General features: G+C 73.1%; 23 protein-coding genes and 1 pseudogene. 11 read left to right on the forward strand and 13 right to left on the reverse strand.

What is annotated here, in order from left to right:
* Nucleotides 1–47: 47 nt before the first annotated feature.
* From IH54_RS0113290 to IH54_RS0113300, 3 genes are all read right to left on the reverse strand, one after another.
* Nucleotides 48–905, reverse strand: a complete 858-nt coding sequence (locus IH54_RS0113290) for a carboxymuconolactone decarboxylase family protein (protein ID WP_043180788.1) — start codon at nucleotides 903–905, stop codon at nucleotides 48–50.
* 72 nt (nucleotides 906–977) lie between these two features.
* Nucleotides 978–2,627 carry a sensor histidine kinase gene (locus IH54_RS0113295; RefSeq protein WP_078862166.1) on the reverse strand — a complete coding sequence of 550 codons (1,650 nt, stop codon included), beginning with the start codon at nucleotides 2,625–2,627 and terminating at the stop codon, nucleotides 978–980.
* An 86-nt stretch (nucleotides 2,628–2,713) separates the two neighbouring features.
* Nucleotides 2,714–3,448 carry a response regulator transcription factor gene (locus tag IH54_RS0113300; protein WP_031516268.1) on the reverse strand — a complete coding sequence of 245 codons (735 nt, stop codon included), beginning with the start codon at nucleotides 3,446–3,448 and terminating at the stop codon, nucleotides 2,714–2,716.
* A 236-nt stretch (nucleotides 3,449–3,684) separates the two neighbouring features.
* Between IH54_RS0113300 and IH54_RS0113305 the strand changes: the two genes are divergently transcribed.
* The 6 genes from IH54_RS0113305 to IH54_RS0113330 all read left to right on the forward strand — a co-directional run bounded on the left by IH54_RS0113305 (nucleotide 3,685) and on the right by IH54_RS0113330 (nucleotide 9,506).
* Nucleotides 3,685–5,901: an MMPL family transporter gene (locus tag IH54_RS0113305; RefSeq protein WP_052397390.1), complete on the forward strand. Its 2,217-nt coding sequence runs from the start codon at nucleotides 3,685–3,687 to the stop codon at nucleotides 5,899–5,901.
* A 224-nt stretch (nucleotides 5,902–6,125) separates the two neighbouring features.
* Nucleotides 6,126–6,560 carry a hypothetical protein gene (locus IH54_RS0113310; protein WP_043180736.1) on the forward strand — a complete coding sequence of 145 codons (435 nt, stop codon included), beginning with the start codon at nucleotides 6,126–6,128 and terminating at the stop codon, nucleotides 6,558–6,560.
* Nucleotides 6,561–6,660: 100 nt separating this feature from the next.
* Nucleotides 6,661–7,224, forward strand: a complete 564-nt coding sequence (locus IH54_RS0113315; RefSeq protein ID WP_234343504.1) for a DCC1-like thiol-disulfide oxidoreductase family protein — start codon at nucleotides 6,661–6,663, stop codon at nucleotides 7,222–7,224.
* A 10-nt stretch (nucleotides 7,225–7,234) separates the two neighbouring features.
* Nucleotides 7,235–8,053 (forward strand): TetR/AcrR family transcriptional regulator, encoded by an 819-nt coding sequence (locus tag IH54_RS0113320; protein WP_078862167.1) that lies wholly within the window; start codon nucleotides 7,235–7,237, stop codon nucleotides 8,051–8,053.
* 44 nt (nucleotides 8,054–8,097) lie between these two features.
* The gene (locus tag IH54_RS0113325) at nucleotides 8,098–8,889 is read left to right on the forward strand and encodes a hypothetical protein (protein ID WP_031516278.1); all 792 of its coding nucleotides are present in this window, start codon (nucleotides 8,098–8,100) and stop codon (nucleotides 8,887–8,889) included.
* Between the two features lie 35 nt (nucleotides 8,890–8,924).
* Nucleotides 8,925–9,506, forward strand: coding sequence for a hypothetical protein (locus IH54_RS0113330; protein WP_031516280.1), 582 nt, complete (start codon nucleotides 8,925–8,927; stop codon nucleotides 9,504–9,506).
* Here IH54_RS0113330 and IH54_RS0113335 read toward each other — a convergent pair.
* Nucleotides 9,401–9,892 carry a hypothetical protein gene (locus IH54_RS0113335; protein ID WP_031516282.1) on the reverse strand — a complete coding sequence of 164 codons (492 nt, stop codon included), beginning with the start codon at nucleotides 9,890–9,892 and terminating at the stop codon, nucleotides 9,401–9,403. The two genes, IH54_RS0113330 and IH54_RS0113335, sit on opposite strands and share 106 nt — an antisense overlap.
* 187 nt (nucleotides 9,893–10,079) lie before the next feature.
* On the opposite strand from IH54_RS0113335, the pseudogene IH54_RS0113340 reads away from it, so the two are divergent.
* Nucleotides 10,080–10,310, forward strand: a pseudogene (locus IH54_RS0113340) (RNA-binding protein); the annotation flags it as partial.
* A 123-nt stretch (nucleotides 10,311–10,433) separates the two neighbouring features.
* On the opposite strand, the gene IH54_RS45475 reads toward IH54_RS0113340, so the two are convergent.
* The 9 genes from IH54_RS45475 to IH54_RS0113385 form a co-directional block, all read right to left on the reverse strand.
* A complete protein-coding gene (locus IH54_RS45475) occupies nucleotides 10,434–11,093 on the reverse strand; it encodes a hypothetical protein (RefSeq protein WP_031516286.1) in 660 nt (219 codons plus the stop codon).
* A 344-nt stretch (nucleotides 11,094–11,437) separates the two neighbouring features.
* Complete coding sequence (locus tag IH54_RS0113350; RefSeq protein WP_031516288.1) at nucleotides 11,438–12,694, reverse strand: cytochrome P450 family protein; 1,257 nt, start codon at nucleotides 12,692–12,694, stop codon at nucleotides 11,438–11,440.
* Nucleotides 12,691–13,947: a cytochrome P450 gene (locus IH54_RS0113355; protein ID WP_031516290.1), complete on the reverse strand. Its 1,257-nt coding sequence runs from the start codon at nucleotides 13,945–13,947 to the stop codon at nucleotides 12,691–12,693. Before IH54_RS0113355 ends, IH54_RS0113350 begins: the two co-directional genes overlap by 4 nt.
* On the reverse strand, nucleotides 13,944–14,540 hold the full coding sequence (locus IH54_RS0113360) for a GTP-binding protein (RefSeq protein WP_031516292.1): 597 nt from the start codon (nucleotides 14,538–14,540) through the stop codon (nucleotides 13,944–13,946). The genes IH54_RS0113355 and IH54_RS0113360 overlap by 4 nt, the downstream gene beginning before the upstream one ends.
* Nucleotides 14,521–14,877, reverse strand: a complete 357-nt coding sequence (locus IH54_RS0113365; RefSeq protein WP_031516293.1) for a DUF742 domain-containing protein — start codon at nucleotides 14,875–14,877, stop codon at nucleotides 14,521–14,523. Before IH54_RS0113365 ends, IH54_RS0113360 begins: the two co-directional genes overlap by 20 nt.
* Nucleotides 14,874–15,323, reverse strand: a complete 450-nt coding sequence (locus IH54_RS0113370; protein ID WP_031516295.1) for a roadblock/LC7 domain-containing protein — start codon at nucleotides 15,321–15,323, stop codon at nucleotides 14,874–14,876. Before IH54_RS0113370 ends, IH54_RS0113365 begins: the two co-directional genes overlap by 4 nt.
* A complete protein-coding gene (locus IH54_RS0113375) occupies nucleotides 15,316–16,737 on the reverse strand; it encodes an ATP-binding protein (protein WP_031516297.1) in 1,422 nt (473 codons plus the stop codon). The genes IH54_RS0113370 and IH54_RS0113375 overlap by 8 nt, the downstream gene beginning before the upstream one ends.
* Nucleotides 16,738–17,290: 553 nt before the next feature.
* The gene (locus tag IH54_RS0113380; protein ID WP_031516299.1) at nucleotides 17,291–18,046 is read right to left on the reverse strand and encodes a decaprenylphospho-beta-D-erythro-pentofuranosid-2-ulose 2-reductase; all 756 of its coding nucleotides are present in this window, start codon (nucleotides 18,044–18,046) and stop codon (nucleotides 17,291–17,293) included.
* A gap of 31 nt (nucleotides 18,047–18,077) precedes the next feature.
* Nucleotides 18,078–19,448 (reverse strand): FAD-binding oxidoreductase, encoded by a 1,371-nt coding sequence (locus IH54_RS0113385; protein WP_031516301.1) that lies wholly within the window; start codon nucleotides 19,446–19,448, stop codon nucleotides 18,078–18,080.
* A gap of 275 nt (nucleotides 19,449–19,723) precedes the next feature.
* Here IH54_RS0113385 and IH54_RS47915 point away from each other — a divergent pair, with 275 nt between their 5' ends.
* From IH54_RS47915 to IH54_RS0113405, 4 genes are all read left to right on the forward strand, one after another.
* Nucleotides 19,724–20,719, forward strand: coding sequence for a phosphatase PAP2 family protein (locus tag IH54_RS47915; protein WP_063762290.1), 996 nt, complete (start codon nucleotides 19,724–19,726; stop codon nucleotides 20,717–20,719).
* On the forward strand, nucleotides 20,712–21,680 hold the full coding sequence (locus IH54_RS0113395) for a decaprenyl-phosphate phosphoribosyltransferase (protein ID WP_031516304.1): 969 nt from the start codon (nucleotides 20,712–20,714) through the stop codon (nucleotides 21,678–21,680). Before IH54_RS47915 ends, IH54_RS0113395 begins: the two co-directional genes overlap by 8 nt.
* A gap of 206 nt (nucleotides 21,681–21,886) precedes the next feature.
* The gene (locus IH54_RS0113400; protein ID WP_043180739.1) at nucleotides 21,887–22,345 is read left to right on the forward strand and encodes a GtrA family protein; all 459 of its coding nucleotides are present in this window, start codon (nucleotides 21,887–21,889) and stop codon (nucleotides 22,343–22,345) included.
* The gene (locus IH54_RS0113405) at nucleotides 22,333–23,322 is read left to right on the forward strand and encodes a YihY/virulence factor BrkB family protein (protein ID WP_063762291.1); all 990 of its coding nucleotides are present in this window, start codon (nucleotides 22,333–22,335) and stop codon (nucleotides 23,320–23,322) included. Before IH54_RS0113400 ends, IH54_RS0113405 begins: the two co-directional genes overlap by 13 nt.
* The last annotated feature ends 70 nt before the right edge of the window (nucleotides 23,323–23,392 follow it).

Here is a 23,392-nt window from a genome sequence, read left to right on the forward strand (position 1 = left end):
GAAGCGGGGTCACACACCTGTGCGTATCGGGGAGGGAGAAGGGGAGGTCACGCCCCCGCCGCGCCCGCCGCGTCCTGTTCGGCGAAGATCTCCCGGGCCGCCGCGACGCCGTTGAGGGCCGCGGGGAATCCGGCGTACCCGGCGAGCTGGGTGAGCAGGGCGACGATCTCCTCGCGGGTGCCGCCGACGTTGAGGAACGCCCTCAGGTGCACGCGCAGTTGCGGGCCCGCCGTGCCGAGCGCGGTGCACATCGCGACGCTGGCCAGCTCCCGGGTGGGCAGGTCCAGGCCGGTGCGCGCGTAGATGTCGCCGAAGACGTACTCGACCAGGTAGCGGCCGAGGTCCGGCGCGATGTCCGCGAGCGAGTCGGCGACTTGCGGGCCCGCCGGGCCGTCCACCGCGCGCAGCAGGTCGAGCCCGCGCGCGTACCGGACCTGCCCGTCCTCCGGCTCCGCCGCTTCCTCCGCCGGTGCGTCCTCGTCGTCGGGGCGTGCCGCGAAGACCTCGCGGGCCGCGGACAGGGCGTTGAGGGCCGCAGGGAACCCGGCGTAGACGGTCGTGTGGATGAAGGTCTCGACGATTTCCCGCCGCGTACAGCCCACGTTGAGGGCCCCGGCGATGTGGAAACGCAGCTGCGGCGCCGCGTTGCCGAGGGCGGCGAGCGCCGCGACGGTGCCGATCTGCCGCTGCCGCGGGGTCAGCCCGGGCTGCGACCAGATGTCGCCGTAGCCGAACTCGACGGTGAGGCGCGCGAGGTCGGGCGCGATCTCGGCGACCGGGTCGAGGACGGCGTTGTGCTCGCTGCCGGTGACGAGCCGGAGTGCGGCCAGGCCGCGCGCGTAGCGTTCGCCGTCGCGGTCCCGGTCGCCGGGGCGGGGTTCGTGAGCTGCGGTTCCGTGAGTCATGACCATGACGCTACGAGTTGGAGTCCGCTCCAACGCAAGCCGCGTTGTGCGGGCGTGTCCGGGCCCTCGGCCTCAGCGCACCGCCCGGCCGGACTCGACCGCGACCGGGGCGGTGGGTCCGGGTGGCGGCGGCGCGCCCGGCAGGCTGACGCGGACCGTCAGCCCCGCGCCCGGCGCCGTGTCGAGCCGCACCGTCCCGTGGTGGGCCTGGACGACGGCGTGCACGATCGCCATGCCCAGCCCCGCCCCGCCCGTGTCGGGCGCGCGCTCCGGGTCTGCCCGGAAGAAGCGGTCGAAGGCGCGCTCGGCGTCGCGCGGGTCCAGGCCCGGCCCGGCGTCGCTCACCCGCAGCCGCACCCCGCGCGTACTGCCGCGCACCTCGACGACGAGCGGCGCGTCCGGCGGCGTGTGCACCCGCACATTGCTGAGCAGGTTGCCCACCACCTGCCGCAGCCCCGCCTCGTCGCCGAGCGCCCACACCGAGCACCCGGTGCCCGGCCCCCCCGGCTCCGGAAGCAGCAGCGTGACCGGCCGGCCGGGCTGCTGCGCGGCGAGGTCGGCGGCGGCGTCCCGGACCAGCGCGCACAGGTCGACCGGCTGGAAGTCCAGCCCGGGGCGCTCCTCCAGCCGGGCCAGCGCGAGGAGTTCGTCGACCAGGCGGCTCATCCGGGCGGCCTCGGCGGAGACCCGGCGCAGCGCCCGCTCCTTGTCGTCGGCGTCGAGCATGCCCTTCTCGTACAGCTCCAGATAGCCCTGCACGGACGCCAGCGGGGTGCGCAGCTCGTGCGAGGCGTCGGCGAGGAAGTGCCGGAGCTGGGCGGTGGCGCGCTCGCTCTCGGTGACCGCGGTCTCGATCTGCTGGAGCATCGCGTTGAGGGCGGTGCTGAGCTGCTGCACCTCGCTGGAGCCGTACCGCCCGGTGGCAATCCGCCGCGACAGGTCGCCCTCGGCGATGGCGGAGGCGGTCTCCACCATGGCCTCCAGGGGGCTCAGTCGCCGCCTTGCCGCGGTCAGCGACCCGACCGCGAGCAGCGCGAGCAGCACGAACCCGGCGATGAACTCCCAGCCCAGCAGCTTGTGGATGGCGCGCTCGACACCGCTGTAGCGCATCCCCTGCACGACCATGCTGCGGTCGCCGAGCCGGGTGACGACGACCCGGTAGTCCGTGCCGGCCGCCCGCACGTTGACGGCCTTTCCGGTACGGGCGAGATCCGCGGGGTCGGACAGGGCGGCGATCACGTCGGCGCGGACGCGGTTGTCGGTGCCCATGCCGTTCTCGCACACCGTCGAGTTGCGGCCGTCGGGGTCGAGGACGACGAAGAGGTCCTGCTTGAAGGCCTTGGCGAAGGGCAGCCCGCCCCCGCCGTCGTCCCCGTCGTGGCCGGTCTGCAGGATCGTTGCGAGCGTGCACAGCTGCTGCAGGCCGTTCGCCGTGACCGGGGTGCTGCGCAAGGAGCGCTGCGACTCGCTCAGGGTGTGGTCGATCTCGCTGCCCAGCACCATGTCCGTGGCCATGACGCTGAAGGCCGCGGTCGCGAGCAGCCCGAGCGCGACGAAGGCGACGTTGGCGAGCGTGAGCCGGGCGCGCAGCGTCTTGGGGCTCGGCAGCAGCCGCCCGCTGCCGCACAGCACCCCGCGCTTGCCTCCCGCCGCCTCGCGCTTCCTGCGGCTCGACTCCGCCGCGAACCACGCGTAGGCCCACGGCAGCAGCCGCTTGCTCATGCGCTCACGCCCGTCCGATCCCCGTCACACCTGTCCCCGTCATGCCCGCCCCACCACACCTGTCCCCGCCCGCGCCCGCCACACCGTCACGTGCCCTCGACCGCCCGCAGCCCGTAGCCGACACCGCGCCGGGTCTCTATCAGCGGCGGGCCGAGCCGGTCGAGCTTGCGCCGCAGGTAGGAGATGTACGTCTCCACGACCGTCGACGGCACCACCGTGTCGTACTGCCAGACGTGCTGCAGCAGTTGCTCCTTGGAGACGATCCGCCCCGAGTTGCGCAGCAGGTGCCGCAGCAGGTTGTACTCGGTGGGCGTCAGCTCGACCGGCTGGCCGGAGCGGCGCACCGAGTACGTCGCCTCGTCCATCTCCAGATCACCGTGCCGCAGCACCCGGTCCGCGACGCCCGCGGTGCGGCGGGTACGGCGCAGCACCGCGTGCACGCGCGCGACGACCTCGTCGACGCCGAAGGGCTTGGTGATGTAGTCGTCGCCGCCCAGCGCCAGCCCGGCGACGACGTCGCGCGGCGCGTCCCGCGCGGTGACGAAGATGACGGCGAGGTCGTCGCCCGCGCCGTCCCGCCCGGCCGGGTGCTCGGCGCGCAGCGCGCGGCACACCTCCCACCCGTTGCCGTCGGGCAGCATCACGTCGAGCAGCACGAGGTCGGGGCGGTGCGCGCGGACCGCCGCGAGGGCCTCCTTGCGGGAGGCCGCGCAGTGCACCGTGAAGCCGTTGTAGGTCAGCGTGATGCGCAGGATGTCCGCGATGCCGGGCTCGTCCTCGACGACGAGCACTGTGGGAGCCGTACCGACAGCTGTCTCCATGCGTCAAGTATCCGCACACCGGGTGTCCTCCGGGGGGCGCGAACCTTGGAGTTCCTTGAGAGAAGGCCGTTCGGCTTGGTGGGCGCCCTTGTCACCACTGACTCTGGAGGGGGGCGAGTGATCGCGGCACGACCGTGCGCAAGCGCACGGAGCCGCAAACGAAGACGTCACGCAGACGCAACGAAGACGCAGTAGAAGACGACGAAGACGCAGACGAAGATGATGGGGGATGGATCGTGGCCGCTCTGGCGCGATGGTGCTTCCGGCACAAGTGGGTGGTGATCCTGCTGTGGGTGGCGGCGCTGCTCGGCGTCGGCACCGCGAGCAGGATCGCAGGCGATGCCTACTCGAATGACTTCTCGCTCCCGCACACCGAGTCGAGCAAGGTGCTCGACCTGCTGGACAAGGCGGTCCACAGCCAGTCCGGCGAGAGCGACACCGTGGTGTGGCACACCGACTCGGGTTCGGTGAAGGACCCGACGGTCAAGGCGAAGATCCTGCCGATGCTGGACAAGGTCCGGCACCAGAAGGACGTCGGCCAGGTCGTCAGCCCGTACGACCCGGCGGGCGCGACGCAGATCAGCAAGGACGGGAAGACGGCGTACGCCCGCGTGACGTACGACGTCCTCGGCGCCACGCTGACCGCCGACCAGGTCAACAACCTGATCGACACCGCGCACACCGCGCGCGCGGACGGGCTGAAGGTGGAGGTCGGCGGTGACGCCGTCGCCCAGGTGGAGCAACCGCCGCCGGGGCTGAGCGAGTTCGTGGGCATCGCGGCCGCGGCCGTCGTGCTCTTCCTGGCGTTCGGCTCGCTGCTGGGCATGCTGACGCCGATCGTGACGGCGCTGTTCGCCATCGGCATCGCGTCGTCGATGATCACCCTGCTCACGCACGTCGAGAACGTGCCGGACTTCTCCGGCCAGCTCGCGATGCTGGTGGGCCTCGGCGTCGGCATCGACTACGCCCTCTTCATCGTCACCAGACACCGGAAGGGCATCCTGGCCGGCCTCACACCGGAGGACGCCGCGGTCAAGGCGATCAACACCTCCGGGCGCGCGGTCCTCTTCGCGGGCGGCACGGTGTGCATCGCGCTGCTGGGCATGTTCACCGTGGGCCTGAGCTTCCTCTACGCGGTGGCGATCTCGTCGGCGATGACCGTGGTGGTCTCGGTGCTCGCGGCGATCACGCTGCTGCCCGCGCTGCTCGGCCTGTTCGGCATGAAGGTGCTCAGCCGCAGGCAGCGGCGGCGCTTCGCCGCCGAGGGCGTGCGGACCGGCGAGCCGGTGGGCGCGTCGGCGCGCTGGTCGTCCTTCGTGCAGCGGCACCCGCGCTCACTCGCGGCCGCCGCGATCGTGGTCATGGCGACGCTGGCGATCCCGACGCTGTCGCTCCGGCTCGGCTCGTCCGACCAGGGCAACAACCCGACGTCGACGACGACCCGCAAGGCGTACGACATGCTGGCCGACGGCTTCGGCCCCGGCTTCAACGGCCCGCTGACGATCCTCGCCGAGGTGCCCGGCGGCCAGCACGACAAGCAGGCGCTGGACAACCTCGTCACGACCCTCGGCCACACCAAGGGCATCGCCTACGCGGCCGCCCTGCCGATGGAGAAGAACAGCACGGTGGCCCTCGTCCAGGCGGTGCCGACGACCTCGCCGCAGGACAAGGCGACCGACACGCTCATCAACCACCTGCGCGACGACGTCGTCCCGGCGGCCGAGCGCGGCAACACGATGAAGGCGTACGTCGGCGGTCCGACGGCGATCTACAAGGACTTCGCCACCGTCCTCGGCGGCAAGATGCCGATCTTCATCGGGGTGATCATCGCCCTGGGCTTCGTGCTGCTGCTGCTCGCATTCCGCAGCGTCGTCGTCCCGCTCACCGCGGCGGTGATGAACATGGTCGCGGCGGCCGCGTCCTTCGGCGTCCTGGTCGCGGGCTTCCAGTGGGCGTGGGGCGGCAGTCTGCTGGGCGCGACCCGGGAAGGCCCGATCGACGCCTTCCTGCCGGTGATCATGCTGGCGCTGCTCTTCGGCCTGTCGATGGACTACCAGGTCTTCCTGGTCAGCCGGATGCACGAGGAGTGGGTCCACACCCGCGACAGCGCGCGTGCGGTACGGGTCGGGCTCGCGGAGACCAGCCGGGTGATCACCTCGGCGGCCGTCATCATGGTCTGCGTCTTCGGCGCCTTCGCGCTCAGCGGGGTGCGCGTGCTCGGCATGTTCGGCGTCGGGCTCGCGGGCGCGGTCGCGCTGGACGCGTTCATCCTGCGGTCGGTGCTGGTGCCCGCGCTGATGCACCTCTTCGGCACGGCGAACTGGTGGCTGCCCGCCTGGCTGGACAAGCGGCTGCCGCACATGGCGGTCGAGCCCGCGGAGGACGCCGTGGCGGCCCCGGCGACCCGGCCCGGCCAGGAGCCGGACCTCGCGCTGGCGTCCTCCTCGGACTGACGCTCCGCCTTCGGCCTTCCCCCGCCCGGCCCGGCTCCGAACCCTCGGAGCCGGGCCGGGCTTTTGCATGCCCCTTCCTCCGCCCTTCCCCTGGCCTTCCGCTGCGTGGTGCGGGTCACAGCGCCGCGGTCGGCGCACAGCTTGAACGCGTTCAAAAAGAGGTCTACCGTCAACGACACAAGGTTTTGAACACGTTCAAGGAACGTCTGAGGGGTGGGATCGTCATGGACCTGACCGTGGTCGCCTATGCGGTCTACCTGGTGGTCAGCGTCGCGCTGACCGTCTGGGTGGCCAGGACACTGAGTGCGAACGGGCGCGTCTTCCTCGCCGACGTGCTGCACGGCAACGAGCAGCTCGCCGACGCCGTCAACCACCTGCTGGTCGTCGGCTTCTACCTGGTCAACCTGGGCTTCGTCGCCCTCTACCTGAAGTCGGCGGACACCGTCGACGACGCCCGGCAGGTCTTCGAGGAGCTGTCGGTCAAGCTCGGGGTCGTGCTGCTGGTGCTCGGCGTGATGCACCTCGGCAATGTCTACGTCCTCAACAAGATCCGCCGCCGCGGGCTGATGGAGCGCGAGCAGTACCCGCCCGTCGACCCCGACGGCTTCACGGCGACGGCGGCGGCGCGTACGGGCGCGGCGAAGCCCGCGGGGGCGTGAGGTGCCGACGTCCTCGGGGGCCGGGACCCCGCCTGCCGCGCCGGAGGGGGGCGCGGCAGGTGCGGGCGGGGGCGTACGGGCCCGGCGGCGGGGCGAGCCGCTGCGCGGGCTGACCGTCCTGACCGACCCGGCGTGCCGCCTCTGCCGCTTCGTCGCGGGCTGGATCGCGGGGCAGCGCCAGCTCGTCCCCGTCACGCTCGTGCCCGTGGGCTCCGCCGAGGCCCGCCGCCTCTTCCCGGCCCTGGACCACGACGGGGCCACCCGCCGCGAGATCACGGTCGTCGGGGACGCGGGCCAGGTGTACGTGGGCCAGACCGCGTGGGTGGTCGTGCTGTGGGCGCTGGCCGACCACCGCGCCCTCGCCCACCGGATGAGCACACCGGCGGGCCGCAGGCTGGCGCGGACGGCGGTGCTGGGGGTGGCGAAATACCGCGAGGCCGCGGTCGCCCACCACCAGGACGTCCCGAAGCGCCCGCGCTCCCTCGCGCTGCCCCTCGGCCCGCCGCGCGGCGCCCCGCTCGCCGGGCGGAGCGGCGCCGAGAGCCGCACCGCGTGGGTCTACGACGGGCAGGGCGGCTGGACGGTACGCGGCGAGGGCCCGTTCGCGGGGCCGGTTCGCGACGAGACGCCCGGGTGCGCGGAAGGGTGCCCACCGCCGGGCTAGGCTCACCGCAATGGACCACAAGCACAGCCCCGACGGATTCCCTCCGGCCCCTCAGGCAGCCCCTTCGGCGGCCCCCGGGCCCGCGGAGGAGCTGCCCGGCGGCCGGGCGCGGCCCAAGACCGGCAAGAGCGAGCAGACCCGGGCGCTGATCCTGGAGACCGCGATGCGGCTCTTCCGGGAGCGGGGCTACGAGAAGACCACCATGCGGGCCATCGCCCAGGAGGCGGGCGTCTCGGTCGGGAACGCGTACTACTACTTCGAGTCGAAGGAGTTCCTGATCCAGGGCTTCTACGACCGGATGACGTACGAGCACGCCGCGGACGCCGCCGTCCGCCTGGCCGGGGTGCGGGAGTTCGACGTACGGCTGCGGATCGCGCTGGAGTCCTGGCTCGACTGCGCCGCGGACTACCACGGGTTCGCCGCCCAGTTCTTCCGTACGGCGGCGGACCCGGACAGCTCGCTCAGCCCGTTCTCGAACGAGTCGCACCCGGCTCGGGCGACCGCGGTGGACCTCTTCCGCGACGTCCTGACCGGCTCCGACCTGGCCCCCAAGCTCGACCCCGAGCTGGCGGAGCTGCTGCCCGACCTGCTGTGGCTGCACCTGATGGTCGTCGTCCTCTACTGGGTCTTCGACCGCACCCCCGACACCGAGCGCACCCGCGAGTTCGTCCGCCGCTCCACCCCCTTCGTGGCCCGCGTGATCGCCCTGTCCCGCTACCGCGTCTTCCGCCCGATGGTCCGCGACGCCAAGTCCCTCATCCAGGACTTCGTCCTCCCCACGATCGGCCGCACAGCCGTGACCCGCCCCACCCCCAAGCGGCGCACCTGACACCCTGTCGGGCCCCGCCGCCCCGCCCCCGAAAGGCCCCGGCGATGCCCGACACTCCTCCCCCGCGCAAGCGCCCCTCCGGGTGCGCGGTCGTCCTCCTCGCGATACCCGCCCTGCTCGGCGGGCTGCTGTGCGGAGCCCTCGCGGTGACCGGCGGCCTCGACGTCGCCGAAGTCCCCGACCAGGGGCCCTGGAACGCGTACAAGACGGTGTCGCTGTGGTGGGGCGTCGCCGCCGGAGTCACGACGCTGCTCCTCGCCTTCGTCCCCTCCGCCCGCACCGCGCGGTCCACTGTGCGCCGCATGGCCGCCGCCGACGCGGGCCTGGTGCTCGCGATCTTCTGGCCCCTCCAGGTCGCGGTGCTGGCCGGTTACGCCGCGACCCGCCGCCCCCTCCCCCGCACAATGCGCGTCCTCGCCGTCCCGGCGGGCGCCGGGGCGCTGCTCGCGGGCATCCTGTGGGGCGGCCCGGCCTACGACACCGCCCAGGTCCTCGACGACGAGGACGCGACCGCCGCGTCCCTCGCGGGCGACTGGCACACCCCGTCCGGCGGCCACCTCCACCTCGGCGCCGACGGCCGCTTCGAGGCCACCCGCGTACCGCCCGCCCTCTTCGCCGACGGTTTCACCGGTTCCCCGCCCGGCCCGACCGAAGCGCACGGCCGCTGGACGTACGCGTACTCCCCCTGGAGCCCGGGCTTCACCTTCCTCCCGGAGGACGCCCCGTCCGACGCCCCGTCGTGGCTCGCCGCCTACCGCACCGGCCACACCCACATGCTCTGCATCGCGACCGACCCCGACACCCCCTGCGCCCCCGGCACCGTCTTCGTCCGATGAGCCCCCTCCCCGTCCCTCGCACGAAAGGCCCCGCGATGCCCAGCGCCTCCCCCCCGCGCAACGCGCCCGGCTGTGTGGGCGCCCTGCTCCTGCTCGTCGCCGTGGCCGGCGGGCTGTGGTGCGCGATCTTCGCCGTCGAGGACGCGCTGCTCCTCGCCTCCGGCTTGCCCGGCCAGGACGACAGGATCGTGTACCTCCTCGTCGCGCTGTTGTGGGGCACGGTCGCATCCGTCACGACGCTCGTGCTCGCCCTCCGCCGTCCCGCCCACACTGTGCGCAAGATGCTCGCCGGGCTCGCCGCCCAGGCACTCGCCGTCCTCTGGCCCCTCCAACTCGCGCTGCTCGCCACGTACGCCGCAACGAGCCGGTCCCTCTCCCGCACGGTGCGCGTCCTCACCGTCCTGGCGGCTGTCGCCCTCCTGTCGGTGGGGGGCCAATTGTGTGTACGTGTGCACGGCACCGTCGACATCTCCGTGGGCGGTCTTCTTCCGCCGACAGCCGGCTCAGCCGGTTATGAATCCTCGCGCGGCCCCACGTCCGCCCGGAGCACAAGCCCGGCGCGCGCGTCGGTGGTGGAGCCGGGCTCCCGGCGACGCAATTCGACCCATCTCTCGTAGAGGTCGGGATCCCGCTTGTGGAGCACGGCGCCGCTGATCACCATCTCCATGAGTACGCAGTCGTGTTCGTCGTCCGTTCCCCCGTACCGTTCGGGGTCACGCTCCACCACAGCGCGGGTGATCCGCCGACCACCGCCGTCCGCCGGGGCGAAGGTCGCCTCGAAGATTCCGTAGCCGGTCCAGCTCCGGTGGATGAAGAGGACATCGCCTTCCGCGAAGACGTCCCACCTGTCCTCCATCTCCTGAGAGATGTAGCCGCGCTGGATTCGCTCCCACTCCTCGTCCGACCAGACCGTCGGGGGCAGTTCCTCCAGCGGGTGCGGAGTGGATATCGGGAGGGTCGGCATGGCGAAGGAGGACCGGGTCGCGGGTACGTCGGCGGGCATGCCGCGATCGTACGGAGGTCAGGGAGGACGGGAGCCCCCGCACGGCAGCCGAGTACGCCGACGTCCTCCTGGCGCTCGCTCATCTGCTCCTGTCCGACCCGCGTCACTTCTTCCGGTCCTACTCCACCACCGAGATCGGCCGCATGATGGCCGCCCCGTCCACCAGGAGCGTCCCCGCCCCATGAGCGACACCATCCGCTTCCGCGTCAAGGGCGCCACCGAGTCCTGCGACGTCCGCGTGCTGCGCGTCACCGAGTACCCGGGCTTCGAGGCCCTGCTGGACGGCGAGGGGCCCGCCAACGTCAACCCGAACGCCACCCGCGAGCAGCAGCTCGTGAACATCCGCTCCACCTACGGGCCGGAGAAGGAAGCCCTCGGGGCGCTTGCCATCCAGATCACCCTGATCGACGGCCGCTGACCGACCGCCCCAGTGGCCCGACGACGGCCCCCTCGTCCGACCAGACCGGCAACGGCCCCGCCGCCCGGGGAAGTTCGGGCGGCGGGGCCGATGCGTGGGCGCCCGGCGCGGGGCGCGGCTCGCTTACTTCAGCGGGATGTCGAAATTCTTCGCCGTGATCTTCGTGCCGTCCGACGCGTTCGCCGCGAGGCGCTTGTAGCGCAGGACGAGAGCGGTCTCGTCCTTCTTCGGGGTGAAGACGACCCAGCCGGTCGTCGACTTGCCCGTTTCCGCGTCCTCCAGCGGGGTGTAGCCCGCCGCCTTGATGTCGTCGTCGAGGATTGTGGTGCTCGCCTGGTCGATACCGTTCGACTGGTTCGTCAGGTAGAAGGAACCGGCACCGAAGGTGTCGTAATACTTGGAGCTCGCGGTCACCTTCACGTTGACCAGGACGACGTATTCGTCCTCCAGCGCCGAGAACTTGCTCTTCGACGCGGCCGAGGGCTGGAAGCCCGAGATGTAGCTGATGACGGTCGCCTTCTCGCCCATCACGTCGTCCGCGAAGGACTTGTTGACGGGGACGGGCTTGCCCTGGGCCGCGGTGTCGCCGCCCGCGTCGGTGGCGGAGTCGGTCGGGGCGGGGGCGTCCGTGGTGGGCGCGTCGGTCGTGGCCGGGGCGGTCGCGGACGGGCTGGAGGTCGTGTCGGACGAGTCGCCCGAGTCGTCGTTGCACGCGGTGAGGAGCGCGCTGCCGGCCATGACGGCGGCGGCGACGGTGAGAGTGGTGGTGATACGGACGCGCAAGGCAATGCCCCCCGGTTGCGGAAATGCGAGTGCGGGATTCGGGACGGGCCAACCGGCCCGTGCACCCGATCCGTTGGTACGAGTCGTCATCGACGACGCGTCACTATACACGCAGGTGGAATGCGTACGGCTTCCGCCCCGGTTGTCAAGGTTCCGTGAAGAATTCCGCCCCGTGTGTCCGATATCCGGAGGGACGAAACTCCGAGTTCGCTGCGACTCCCACCACCCCGGAAAGTAATCGGCCTCCGCGGAAATGAGATTGACGTCACGTCAGAGAATGTCACACCGGGCCCTCAGAAAAGCTCGGGAGGAGGGCCCGGTGCGGGGTCCGCGCGGGGCGCGGGTCAGCTCGCCGGGGCGGCCGCGGGGCGGAGCCGGATCGGGACGCGGGACATGTCGTTGCCGATGAACGACGGCTGCGGCACGAGCTGCGCGGTGTCGGCCTCGACGGAGGCGTCCGGGAAGCGTGCGAAGAAGGCCGGGAGGGCGACCTCGCCCTCCAGCTTGGCCAGCGGCGCGCCCATGCAGTAGTGCATGCCGTAGCCGAAGGTGAGGTGGCTCTTGTCCTCGCGGTCGATGTCGAAGCTCTCCGCGGATTCGTGCACGCCCGGGTCGCGGCCGTGGGCGCCGAAGCCGATGATGACCGCGTCGCCGGTGCGGATGACGACGCCCTCGCCGAGGTCGATGTCGGCGGTCGCGTACCGCAGGGGCATGTGCATGATCGGCGGGTGCAGCCGCAGCGTCTCCTCGATCACGTCCGTCCAGCGGGCCGGGTCGCGCCGCACGGCGGCGAGCTGCCCGGGGTGGGCGATCATCATCCGTATCGCATGGCTGATCATCGCGACGGCGGTCTCGCTGCCCGCGCCGATCATCAGGATGAGGGTCGAGATCAGCTCGTTCTCGTCGAGCCGGTCGCCGTCCTCCTCGTGGGCGCCCAGCAGCAGGCTCGTCATGTCGTCGCCCGGCGCGTGCCGCTTGGTCTCCAGCAGCCGGTACATGGCGGCGCCCATGTCCCGGTTGATGGCCTGGCCCTCCTCCTGGGAGGCCCCGCTCATCGTCAGGACGCGGTCGATGACGTCCAGCATCGCGGGGCGCTGGTCGTCGGGGACGCCGAACAGGTCGCATATCAGCCGGGTCGGCACCTGGTAGGCGAAGTCGGCGCGCAGGTCGTAGAGGGAGCCGGGGGATTCACGCTCGCGCTCCTCCAGGCCGTCGAGCAGGTCGGTGACGATGTCCTGGAGCACCGGCCGCATCGCCTCGATGCGGCGCGGGGTGAAGGCGCGGCTGATGAGCTGCTTGAGCCGCTGGTGGTCGGGGTCGTCGGAGGTGAACATGCTCTTGACGTCGACCCAGGAGTAGAGCCACGGGATGGCGCCGGGCACGTAGCCGGGCCAGTTCCTGCGGGCGTCCTTCGAGAGCTGGTCGCCGCTGAGCAGCCTGCGTATGACGTCGCCGCGGGTGACGGACCAGGCCGTCACGCCCTCGGGGAGCGCCACGCGCACGGCGGGTCCGGCCGCGCGGAGTTCGTCCGCCTGCGCGTACAGGCGGGTCCCGCCGCTCGCGTCGAGTGTCACGTCGGTACCGGTGGTGCTGCTGGTCACGCTGTACCTCCATCGGTTGCGGCGGCCCGGATGGCCGCGGCGGACTTCGGGCGGAACGTCACGGGCATCGCGACCGGGCACTGGTGGAAGGGGCCGTGGCGGAGCTGGATCTCGTCGTCCGTCACGGCCAGCTGCATGTCCCACAGCTGGTCGAGTGCCGTCTCGATGCCGGTCTGGGCGATCACGGTGGCCTGGCTGATGGCCGGGCAGCGGTGGGGACCGGCGGACCACGCCAGGTGGGAACGGTTCTCGTAGCCCAGGTCCGCGGGCAGCGACGGGTCGGTGTTCGCCGCGGCGTGGCTGATGAGGATCGGTACGCCGCCGGGCACCGTGATCCCGTGCAGGGTGGTGTCCCTGCGGGCGAAGTGGACCGAGAAGTTCGCCATCGGGCTGCGCACCCACAGCGCCTTCTCCAGCGCGCGGCGCACCGTCACGGTGCCGGCGGCCAGCGTGCCGGCGTAGGAGTCGTCGCCGAGCAGCAGGTGCAGCGCCCAGCCCATCCACGCGGCGGTGGGGATGACGCCGGCGCCGACGGTCGTGTAGAGCTGGTTGAGGGTCTCCTCGTCGCCGAGCCCGGCGTCGTGGCCGAGCAGCCAGGACGTGAGGTCGTCGCCGGGCTGACGGCGGCGCAGCTGGATCAGCTCGTACAGCAGGCCGGCGTAGTCGATCGCGCCCTGGGCGGCCTCGGGGCCGGCGCTGATCATCTTCTGGGCGAGGTGCACCATGCGGGTGGCCATCTCGGAGGTGCAGCCCAGCAGGTCGGCGAAGACCATCAGCGGCAGGGTGTCGGCGAAGTCGGCCATCATGTCGGCCTCGCCCTGCTCCGCGACCCGCGAGACCAGGGTCAGCGCGCTGCGCCGGGTGACCTCGCGCAGCCGGTGCGGGCTGATCCGGGCGATGCAGTCGTCCAGGGCCCGGCGCAGCCGCGTGTGGTCCTCGGCGTCGGCGTACAGCACGGAGGCCCGCCAGGCCATGAGCGGCAGGACGGGGCTGTCCTGCGGGACCTTCCCGGCGTTGAGGTCGGACCACAGCCGGGAGTCCTTGGCGTAGACGGCCGGGTCGTTGAGCAGGTCGACGGCGGCGCGGCGGCCGGTGACGACGAGCGCGTGCACCCCGGGGGCGATCTCCGCCCAGGCGCCCGCGCCCTGCGCGCGCAGCTGCTCGTAGACCTCGGCCGAGCGCGCGGCGAACGACTCGCCGTGCAGCACGGGGCACCCCTTCGCGGACAGCGGCAGTTCGGGGGCGCTGGTCATGAGGCGGGCTCCAGGCTGGAACGGGACAGCAGGTGGGAGACGAGCGCGACGAGCACGGACTTGGCCGAGTCGCGCTCGCGGACGTCGCACGTCACCAGCGGCGTCCAGGGGTCCAGGTCGAGGGCGGTGCGCAGCTCGGCCTCGGTGTAGCGCGGGGCGTTCGGGAATTCGTTGACGGCCAGGACGTAGGAGACCCCGGCCTCCTCCAGGCGCTCCATGGCGTCCCAGGACTCGGCGACGCGCCGGGTGTCGACCAGGACGACGCCGCCGAGCGCCCCGTACATCAGGTCCTCGATCATCGAGGCGAACCTGGGCTGGCCGGGGGTGCCGAACATGTAGAGCACGATGTCGTCGGTGAGGGTGAGGCGGCCGAAGTCGTGGGCGACGGTGGTGGTGTCCTTGTCCTCCAGGCCGCGCAGGTCGTCGACCAGCTCGCCCGCCCGGGTCAGCTTCTCCTCCGTCGACGCCGGTGCGATCTCCGAGACCGCGCCGACGAAGGTCGTCTTGCCGACGGCGAACGGCCCCATCACGACCAGCTTGACCGGGGTCACCCCGGCGTCGAGGTAGTGGCCGTCAGAGCTCTTGGAGTGCATTCAGCATCCTCTCCAGCAGCGCCCTGTCGTGCTTCTGAGCCGCGGGCGCCGGGTTTCGGGCAATGAGGTGGCCGCTGTCGACCAGGTGCGCGGCGATCACCTTCGTGACGGCCCCGGGCAGCTGGAGATCGGCGCTGACCTCGGCCACCGACAGCGCGCCCGGCAGGCAGTGCTGCATGACGCGGTAGGCGTGCGGGCCGAGGCCGCGCAGCGGCATCTCGCGGTCGGCGATCAGGATCGTCGCCAGGTCCAGCGACCGGCGGGTGGGCGCGGCATGCCCCTCCGCCGGTGTGTACGGGCGCACCATCCCGGTGCGACGGCGGCCTCGCGGTGTCATGACGTGGCCGCTCCCGGCGCGGCCGCCGCGCGCCTGCGCTCGCGTGCCGAGAGGGCGTCGCGCAGCCCGTTGACGGCCTTGACGGTCGCGGCGGAGGCGACGGCCACCTCGGGGCTGGTCATCTCGGCGTCGACGGCGACCGCGAGGGCGGTGCCGTGGCCGGCGCTGAAGACCAGGATGCAGTGGTCGGGCAGGTCGATGATGATGCGGTGCGGTGAGGTGCCCGCTATCTCCGCGAATTCGCTGATGCTCCGGCCCAGCGCGAAGGCCGCGCACGCGTTGGCCGCGGTCCGCTCGGCCACCGCCCGCTCGATGTCGGAGGTGGCCGCGAGGACCAGGCCGTCGGCTGAGAAGAGCACCGCGTGCAGGACGCCCTTCTCCTTCCTGAGGTGCTCCAGCACCCAGCTCATGTCGTGGGTGTCGGCGGTGGGCTGCTGCTCAGTCATCGCTGCGCTCTCCTTCGGTGTGCTGGTCCTCGCCGTCGCGGATGGCTGCCGCCAGGCCGGCGAAGCCCTCGCCGAACGCCTCGGGGTCCTCCTGCGGGGCTGGTTCCGCGACGGGGCCGGCGGCCGGGTCCGCGGTCCGCGGCCGGCGCCTGCGGCGCTGCGGCAGGCCGACGCTGCTCTCCGCGCGACCGCCGCCCGCCGGGGCCTCGTCGAGCGCGGGCACGCCCATCGCGGCGCGGGCCTCGCGGCGTTCGGCCTGCTGCTCCTCCTCCGTCGGCCCGCTGCCGAGGAGTTCGCGGGGCACGTTGAGCACGGCGCGGACACCGCCGTACGGGGAGGTGGAGCTGACGTCGACCCGGAAGCCGTACGCGGCCATGAGCCGGCCGATCACGGGGAAGCCGAGGCTGAGGGTGTCCGGGACGGTGGTGACGTCCAGCACGGTCTGCTGCGACAGCAGCCGTTCGGCCTCGCCGCGCTGCTGCGGGCTCATGTTGAGGCCGCTGTCGTCGACGACGACGACCCAGCCGGTCTGCGTCTGCTGCACCTCGACGAGCACCTTGCCGTCGGAGTAGGAGGTGGCGTTGGACAGCAGCTCGGTGAGCGCGATGGTGACGGGTTCGACGACCCGGCCCTCCACCCACACCCCGCCGCTGATCGGCTCGTGGGTGTAGTGGACGCGCTGGTAGGCGTCGATACGGCCGCGGGCGGACTCCACGATCTCGGCGAACGTGCAGTCGGCGCGCTGGAGTCCGGGCCAGGAGCCGGCGAGGATGCGCAGCCGCTGGAGGGTGTGCACGGAGCGGGTGAGCGGGTGGTCGATGTTCATCAGCCCCTGCTGGAAGGCGGTCGCCTCGGGGACCTTGTTCATCTCGTCGATGACCGCCATCTGGCAGCGCACGAGGTACGTCTGCGCCTCGTCCACGAGGTCGCGCACCGAGGCGCGGGCCGCGAGGCCTATGGACTCGCGGGTCAGCCCTATCGCCTCGGAGCACAGGTCGAGGACGGTGCGGTGGTGGCCGTCGACGGGCATCCCTTCGAGGGAGGCGTCGAGCAGCCCGGGAAGGGTGATGCCGCGGTGGCCGCGGGCCTGGGTGTCGACCAGCGCCGGCAGCCTGACCTTGGCCAGGTGCTCGATCTCCGCGGAGAGCGCGGCCGCGTGCCGCTCGGCCTCGCGCAGCCGCACCGCCAGCTCGTCGGCCCGCTTGCCCGCGGCCTTCTCGGCGGCGCGGACGCGCTCCTCCAGCTCGCCGGTCCTCACGGTGACGGCCTGTTCGGATGCCCGCAGGCGCTCCTCCAGCTGTCCCGCACGGGAATTGGCGGCCCTTTTGGCGCGCGTCTGCGCGACGAGGCCGGCCGCCGATGCGGCGAATCCGCCGCCCAGCAGCGCGGCAGTGGTCACCAGTGGCTCGATCATGGGGGGTCCTCGTACGGCGTGGTCAGGTGAACGGAAGGTCGCGGCCGCCCGCGAATTCCGCGCGGGCAGGGGAGCTGTTCACGCCGTGGTGGGCGAATCCGCGGCCGGCGCCGGGATTGCGCTGCCGGTCAGAGGGAGATCGTGCCGGCGGGCGCGCCGATAACGGGCGCCGCATCATGACCGAGACTGCACTGTGGAGGCCCAACCTGGTGAGCGTTGACACGTGAACCTTTGAGCACGTGCGTACCGTCCGTAACTCGGTGCACACGACGCCGTGCACGATACCACCGGTCGACCGGCACCCGACGAGTTCGGCGACAGTGAATCCACGAAGGCCGTCCCGCGCCGAAATCACAGGAATGACGTGAGCACAAACAGCCTCAATCCTGGCGCTGCTGACGGGCCGTCGGCACGCCGAATTCCAGCCATTCGTGGCCGATTCCGGCCGATACGAAATCTCGCGTACGGGCTGCCCGGCGGATCAGGAATTACCCGAAGCGGACAACGGATTGACCTCCCATTTCCCGCCGGGGAGAACCGGGGAGAAACGGCCTCAGACGGGCAGGCGGCGGAAGAGCGGGCGCGGGAGGTGGCGGACGGCCGTCATGACCGCGCGCAGGGCGCCGGGGACCCAGATCGTCGTGCTGCGGCGGCGCAGGCCGGTCTCGATCGCGGCGGCCACCGCCTCCGGGGTGGTGGCCAGCGGGGCGGGCGGCAGGCCCGCGGTCATCCGGGTGTGGACGTAGCCGGGCCGGACCGCCATCACGTGCACCCCCGAGCCGTGCATGGCGTCGGCCAGGCCCTGGCAGAAGGCGTCCAGGCCCGCCTTGCTGCTGCCGTAGATGAAGTTGACGCGGCGGGCGCGCTCGCCCGCGACGGAGGAGAGCACGACGAGCGAGCCGTGGCCCTGCGCCTGGAGGGCGGCGGCGCTCACGAGGGCCGCGGAGACCGCGCCGGTGTAGTTGACCTGCGCGACGTGCACGGCCGCGAGCGGCTCCTGCTCGTCGCGCGCCTGGTCGCCGAGCACCCCGAAGGCGAGCAGCACCATGTCGATGTCGCCCTCGGCGAAGACCTTGCCGAGCGTCACCTCGTGCGAGGCCGGGTCGAGCGCCTCGAACTCCACGGTCGTGACGTCCGCGCCGAGCGCGCGCAGCTCCTGCGCCGCCGCCTCCAGCTGCCCGGACGGGCGCCCGGCGAGGAAGACCGTGCGCGTACGGCGGGCGATCAGCCGGCGCGCGGTCGCGAGCCCGATCTCCGACGTGCCGCCCAGCACCAGCAGGGACTGCGGGGCACCGAAGGCGTCCTTCATGGCTTCTCCCTCAACACGGTGGATGCCGGCCTCATACGCCCAGCCGGCGGGCGAGGTCGGAGGTGATGGCGCGGCGCGGGTCGATACGGGCGCGCAGCTCGCGGAATTCGTCGAGCCGCGGGTACATGCGGGCCAGGACGTCGGGGCGCAGCCGGGCATCCTTGGCGAGGTAGACCCGGCCGCCGGCCGCGGCGACCTCGTCGTCCAGCTCGTCGAGGAAGGCGGCCAGGCCCGGCAGCCCCGCGGGGATGTCGAGGGCGAGCGTCCAGCCGGGCACGGGGAAGGACAGCCACCCGGGGTCGGCCTCGCCGAAGCGCTTGAGGACGGCGAGGAAGGACGGGCAGCGGCGCGAGCCGATCCGCCGCACGATACGGCGCAGCGCGTCCTCCTCACCGTGGCCCACGACGAACTGGTACTGGACGAAGCCGCCGGGGCCGTAGACGCGGTTCCACTCGGGCAGCCCGTCCAGCGGGTGGAAGAAGGCGGAGAGCTTCTGGATCCGGCCGCGTTGCTCGCGGGGCGCCCTGCGGTACCAGAACTCGTTGAACAGGCCGACGCTGCGGCGGCCCAGCAGCCCGCCGGGGGTGAAGCGGGGGGCGGCGGGGAGCCGGGTGGCGGGGCGGAAGGCGAGCGGCTCGCGGCGCAGCCGTGGGGGCAGCGCGTCGAGCGGGGCGTGGTCGCCGCGGGTCAGGACGGCGCGGCCGGTCCTCGCACCGCGGGCGAGCAGGTCGATCCAGGCGACCGAGTAGCGGTAGCGGTGGTCGTCGGCGGCGAGCCTGGCCATCAGGTCGTCGAGGTCGGCGGCGCGCTCGGTGTCGACGGACATGAACGCGGTCTCGACCGGCAGGAGCTCGATCGTGGCCGCGAGGATCACGCCGGTCAGGCCCATGCCGCCCGCGGTGGCCCAGAAGAGGTCGGGCTCGCCCTCCGGGGTGACGACCCGGGTCCCGCCGTCGCCGGTGAGCAGTTCGAGCGCGCGGACGTGGCGGGTGAAGGAGCCGGACAGGTGGTGGTTCTTGCCGTGGATGTCGGCGCCGATCGCGCCGCCGACCGTCACGTACCGCGTGCCGGGGGTGACCGGCACGAACCAGCCGAGCGGCAGCAGCACCTGCATCAGGCGGTGCAGCGACACGCCCGCGTCGCAGGTGACGAGGCCGCCGGCCGCGTCGATCTCGTGGATGCGGTCCAGACCCGTCATGTCCAGGACCGCGCCGCCCGCGTTCTGCGCGGCGTCCCCGTACGCCCGGCCCAGCCCGCGGGCGATCGCGCCCCGCCCGCCGCACTCGCGCACGGCGCGCACCGCCTCCTCGTACGACCCGGGGCGCAGCACCTGGGCGGAGGTGGGTGCGGTGCGGCCCCAGCCGGTGACGGGGACGGGCTCGGCGGCCAAGGGTACGGGCATATCGCTGACCGTATCGCCCGGAAAGCACCAAAAGAGGGTTATGCACAGGCTTCTCACCGTAAAGGGCGATCGGCCCGGCGTGAGCGGCGGGCCCGCACGGTAATCACTCGGGGCTGGACGCACCGTGCGGCGACGAGTCGCCCGCCGCGGGCGCCCGGCGCGCACGCCGGGCCCCGCACGCCCGCCGCGCGCGGACGGCCCCGCGGACCTCCTGCGGGACCGGGCCGAGGTGGCGGCGCCGCCCGGCCCACCCCCTGCGGAGGGAGAGACCGCCGATGCGCCCGTCCGACTCCGCCGCACCCCGCGGCAGCACCTCGATATCCCGCCCCGAGCCGGAGGCGGGGGCGGCCGCGCCGCCCGTCCGGCCGCCGGAGGCCCCGCCAGGGCCCGCGCCGCAGGCCCCCGGCGGGGCGGGACGGCCGCCGCTGCGCGCGGACGCGCCGCTTCCGGCGGCGCCGGACGCCCAGCAGCCCGCGGCGCATCCGCTGCCGCCCGGCTCCGGTGAGGCTCCGGCACACCCTGCGGCCGCGCGGCCGCACCTCGCGCTCGTCTGGTCCGCCGGGCAGGACGCGCCTGCCGGGCGTGCCCGGCGGGTCGTCCGCGGCGCCGCGCGGGCCGACCGGCGGTTGCTGGTGGCGCTGCGGGCAGGCGCGCGGGACCCGCTGGCCGCCGCCGCCGTACGCGTCCTCGGGCTCGCCGGGGAACACGGCGCCGTGTGGCTCGCCGCGGGGGCGGCGGGCGCGCTCGCCGACCCGGAGCGGCGCGCCGCGTGGGTGCGGGCCACGGCCGTGGTCGCCGGGGCGCACCTCGCGAGCATGGGCGTCAAGCGGGTCGTACGCCGGCCCCGGCCGCTGGTCGGCGAGGCGCCGCTGGTACGGACCGCCGGGCGGCACTCCTTCCCCAGCTCGCACGCCGCGAGTTCGGCCGCCGCGGCCGTCGCCTTCGGGCCGCTGCTGCCGGGAGCCGCCACCGTGCCCGTGCTCGCCGCCGCGATATGCGTCTCGCGGCTCGCCGCCGGGGTGCACTACCCGAGCGACGTCGCGGGCGGCGCGCTGCTGGGCGCGGTCGCCGCGCGGGCGGGCCGGGCGTGGGTCGCCGGGGAGGGCCCGGACGTCCCGGACGCCCTGCGCGACGCCGCCCGGCACGTACTGCCGCGAATCACCGGCATATTGCCGGGCGCCGCGGCCGCCGCACGGGCCCTGCCGCAAATCACCCGCATACTTCCGGGCGCCGCAGGCCTGGGCCGCCGAGGGGGTGGGCGGCATGGGTGAGCCGTCCGCCGTGCTCGTCGAGGAGACGACGGGGGGTGCGGGGGTCGCGGGGCTCGGGGTGGGACGGGTGCCGGGCGGACTGTCCGCGGGGCTGGTGCGGACCGCCCGGCCCCGCCAGTGGGTCAAGAACGGGCTGGTCCTGGCCGCGCCCTTCGCCGCCGGGCGGCTGCTGACCGCGGGCGAGTGCGTGCAGCTCGGCGTCGTCCTGGTGCTGTTCACCGCGTGCGCGTCCGCCGTCTACCTGATCAACGACGCCCGGGACGCCGAGGCCGACCGGGCCCACCCGGTCAAGCGCCGCCGCCCGGTGGCCTGCGGGCAGGTGCCGGTCGGCGCCGCCTACGCCGCGGGCGCCGCACTCGCCGTGGCCGCGCCCGCGACCGCCGCCCTCACCTGTAACGTCGACACCGCCGGGCTGCTCGCGGGCTATGTGCTGATGCAGCTGGCCTACTGCGTGTGGCTCAAGCACATGCTGGTCGTCGACCTGGTGATCGTCACCACCGGCTTCCTGATGCGCGCCATGGCGGGCGGTGTCGCCCTCGGCATCGGGCTGTCGCGCTGGTTCCTGATCACGTCCGGCTTCTGCGCCCTCTTCGTCGTCGCCGCCAAGCGGTATTCGGAGCTGGTGCTGATGTCCGGTCAGGACGGCGACGTGGCCGCCTCCCGCGCGCTGCTCGGCGCGTACACCCCGGGATACCTGCGCTTCGTGTGGCAGCTCGCGGCCGGTGTCGGGGTGCTGGCCTACTGCCTGTGGGCGATGGAGACCGGGGCGCGCCCGTCGGGGCTGCTGCCCTGGCGCCAGCTGTCCATGGTGCCCTTCATCCTCTCGGTGCTGCGCTACGCCGTCTTCGCCGACGCCGGGTCGGCCGGAGCGCCCGAGGACGTGCTGCTGCGCGACCGCGCCCTGGTGGTGATCGGACTGGCATGGGGGGCGCTGTACGTGCTCGCCGCGGTCAACAGGTGAGCGGGCGCGGCGCACCGTCCCGGCGTACATTGCGCCGCCCGCCGCGTATTGCCACGCGGCGGGCCCTTCGCCGTACATTGCCGCGCCTGCGGCGTAACGGCGCCGGCTTCCGGCTCGCCCGGCGTGCGGTGCCGCGCCGTTCGCGCGGGCGCCCGCACCGCCCCGCCGGGGGAATCGCCGCCCTCTTCCCGGCGCGGCTGCGGTCCATGTTCCCGGAGATCGCCGGATTCGCCCTCGCCGGGGGCGCCGCCTATGCCGCGGACCTGGCCCTTTTCATCTGGCTGCGCGGCCACGCCGGGCTCGGCCCGCTCTCCGCCAAGGCGCTGTCCTTCCTCGCCGGTTGCGGCGTGGCGTACAACGGCAACGCGCTGGGTACGTACCGGCGCCGCGTCCTGGCCACCCCGCGGGTGCGCCGCTACGGCGTCTTCTTCGCCGTCAACGCGGCGGGCGCGGGCGTGCAGCTGCTGTGCCTCGCCGTGTCGCACTACGCGCTGGGCCTCACCGGCGCGCGGGCCGACGTCCTGTCGGGCGGGGTGATCGGCATGGCGCTGGCGACGGCGCTGCGTTTCTGGGGCACCCGCACGCTGGTCTTCCGTACCGCCACCCGGCGCAGTCGCGGCGTGCGGCGGGCCGACGAGGGTAGCCGACCCACATGGACTGGCTGACCCGTATCCCGTGGATCGGTCCACGGCTCGGGCCGTGGTACGACCACCGCGTCAAGCCGCGCGTCGAACGCGCGATGCGCACCCACGCCTACCGCGCCTTCGACCATCTCCAGGACGTGCACTGGACGCGGCTGGCGGCCGCGATGACCTTCACCAGCTTCCTGGCGCTCTTCCCGCTGATCACGGTCGCGGCCGCGGTGGGCGCGGCCCTGCTGTCGCAGGGGCAGCTGAACCGGCTGGAGAACAAGCTCATCGACCAGATTCCCGGCATCGCCGACCAGATCGACGTCCACGGCCTGGTCGCCAACGCGGGCACGGTCGGCCTCATCGCCTCCGGCGTGCTGCTCTTCACCGGCATCGGCTGGGTCAGCTCGCTGCGGGACTGCCTGCGCGCGGTGTGGCGCAAGGACAACGTGCACCCCAACCCGGTGAAGGCCAAGCTCAAGGACGCCGTGATCCTGCTGGGCCTCGGCGTCGCCGCGCTCGTCTCGCTCGGTGCGTCCGGCTTCGCCACCACCGCCGTCAACTGGACCGCAGACCGCATCGGCCTGTCCGAGCACGGTGCCGGGCGCGTCGCGCTGGCGATCGTCGGCTACCTGCTGGCGGTGACCGCCGACTTCCTCATCCTTGTGTACCTGCTCACGCTCACGCCCGGCGTCGACCCGCCCCGGCAGGCCGTGGTGGTGGCCGCGACGATCGGGGCCGCCGGCCTCGAGATCCTGAAGGTCGCCCTGTCCGGCTACCTCCAGCGCGTCGCCGGACGCAACATCTACGGGGCCTTCGGCACGCCCATCGCGCTGCTGCTGTGGTTCAACTTCATGGCCAAGCTGCTGCTGTTCTGCGCCGCCTGGACCGTCACCCCGCGCTACCCGCCCGAGCCGCTGGGCCCCCACCCGCCGCTCCCCGAGGAGGGCGGCGGGGCGACCCGCTGGAAGGCGTCGCCGCCGCCGGGGGAAGCCCCCGAGATCCGCCCGTAACAAACGGAGGGGAGAATTCAGGCAGCCGCCCGCCACCCGGGCCGGTCCGCCCGTACGACGCGGCGGACGA

The sequence above is a fragment of the Streptomyces sp. NRRL F-5123 genome, assembly GCF_000721495.1.
In the GTDB taxonomy this organism is placed as follows: Bacteria; Actinomycetota; Actinomycetes; order Streptomycetales; family Streptomycetaceae; genus Actinacidiphila.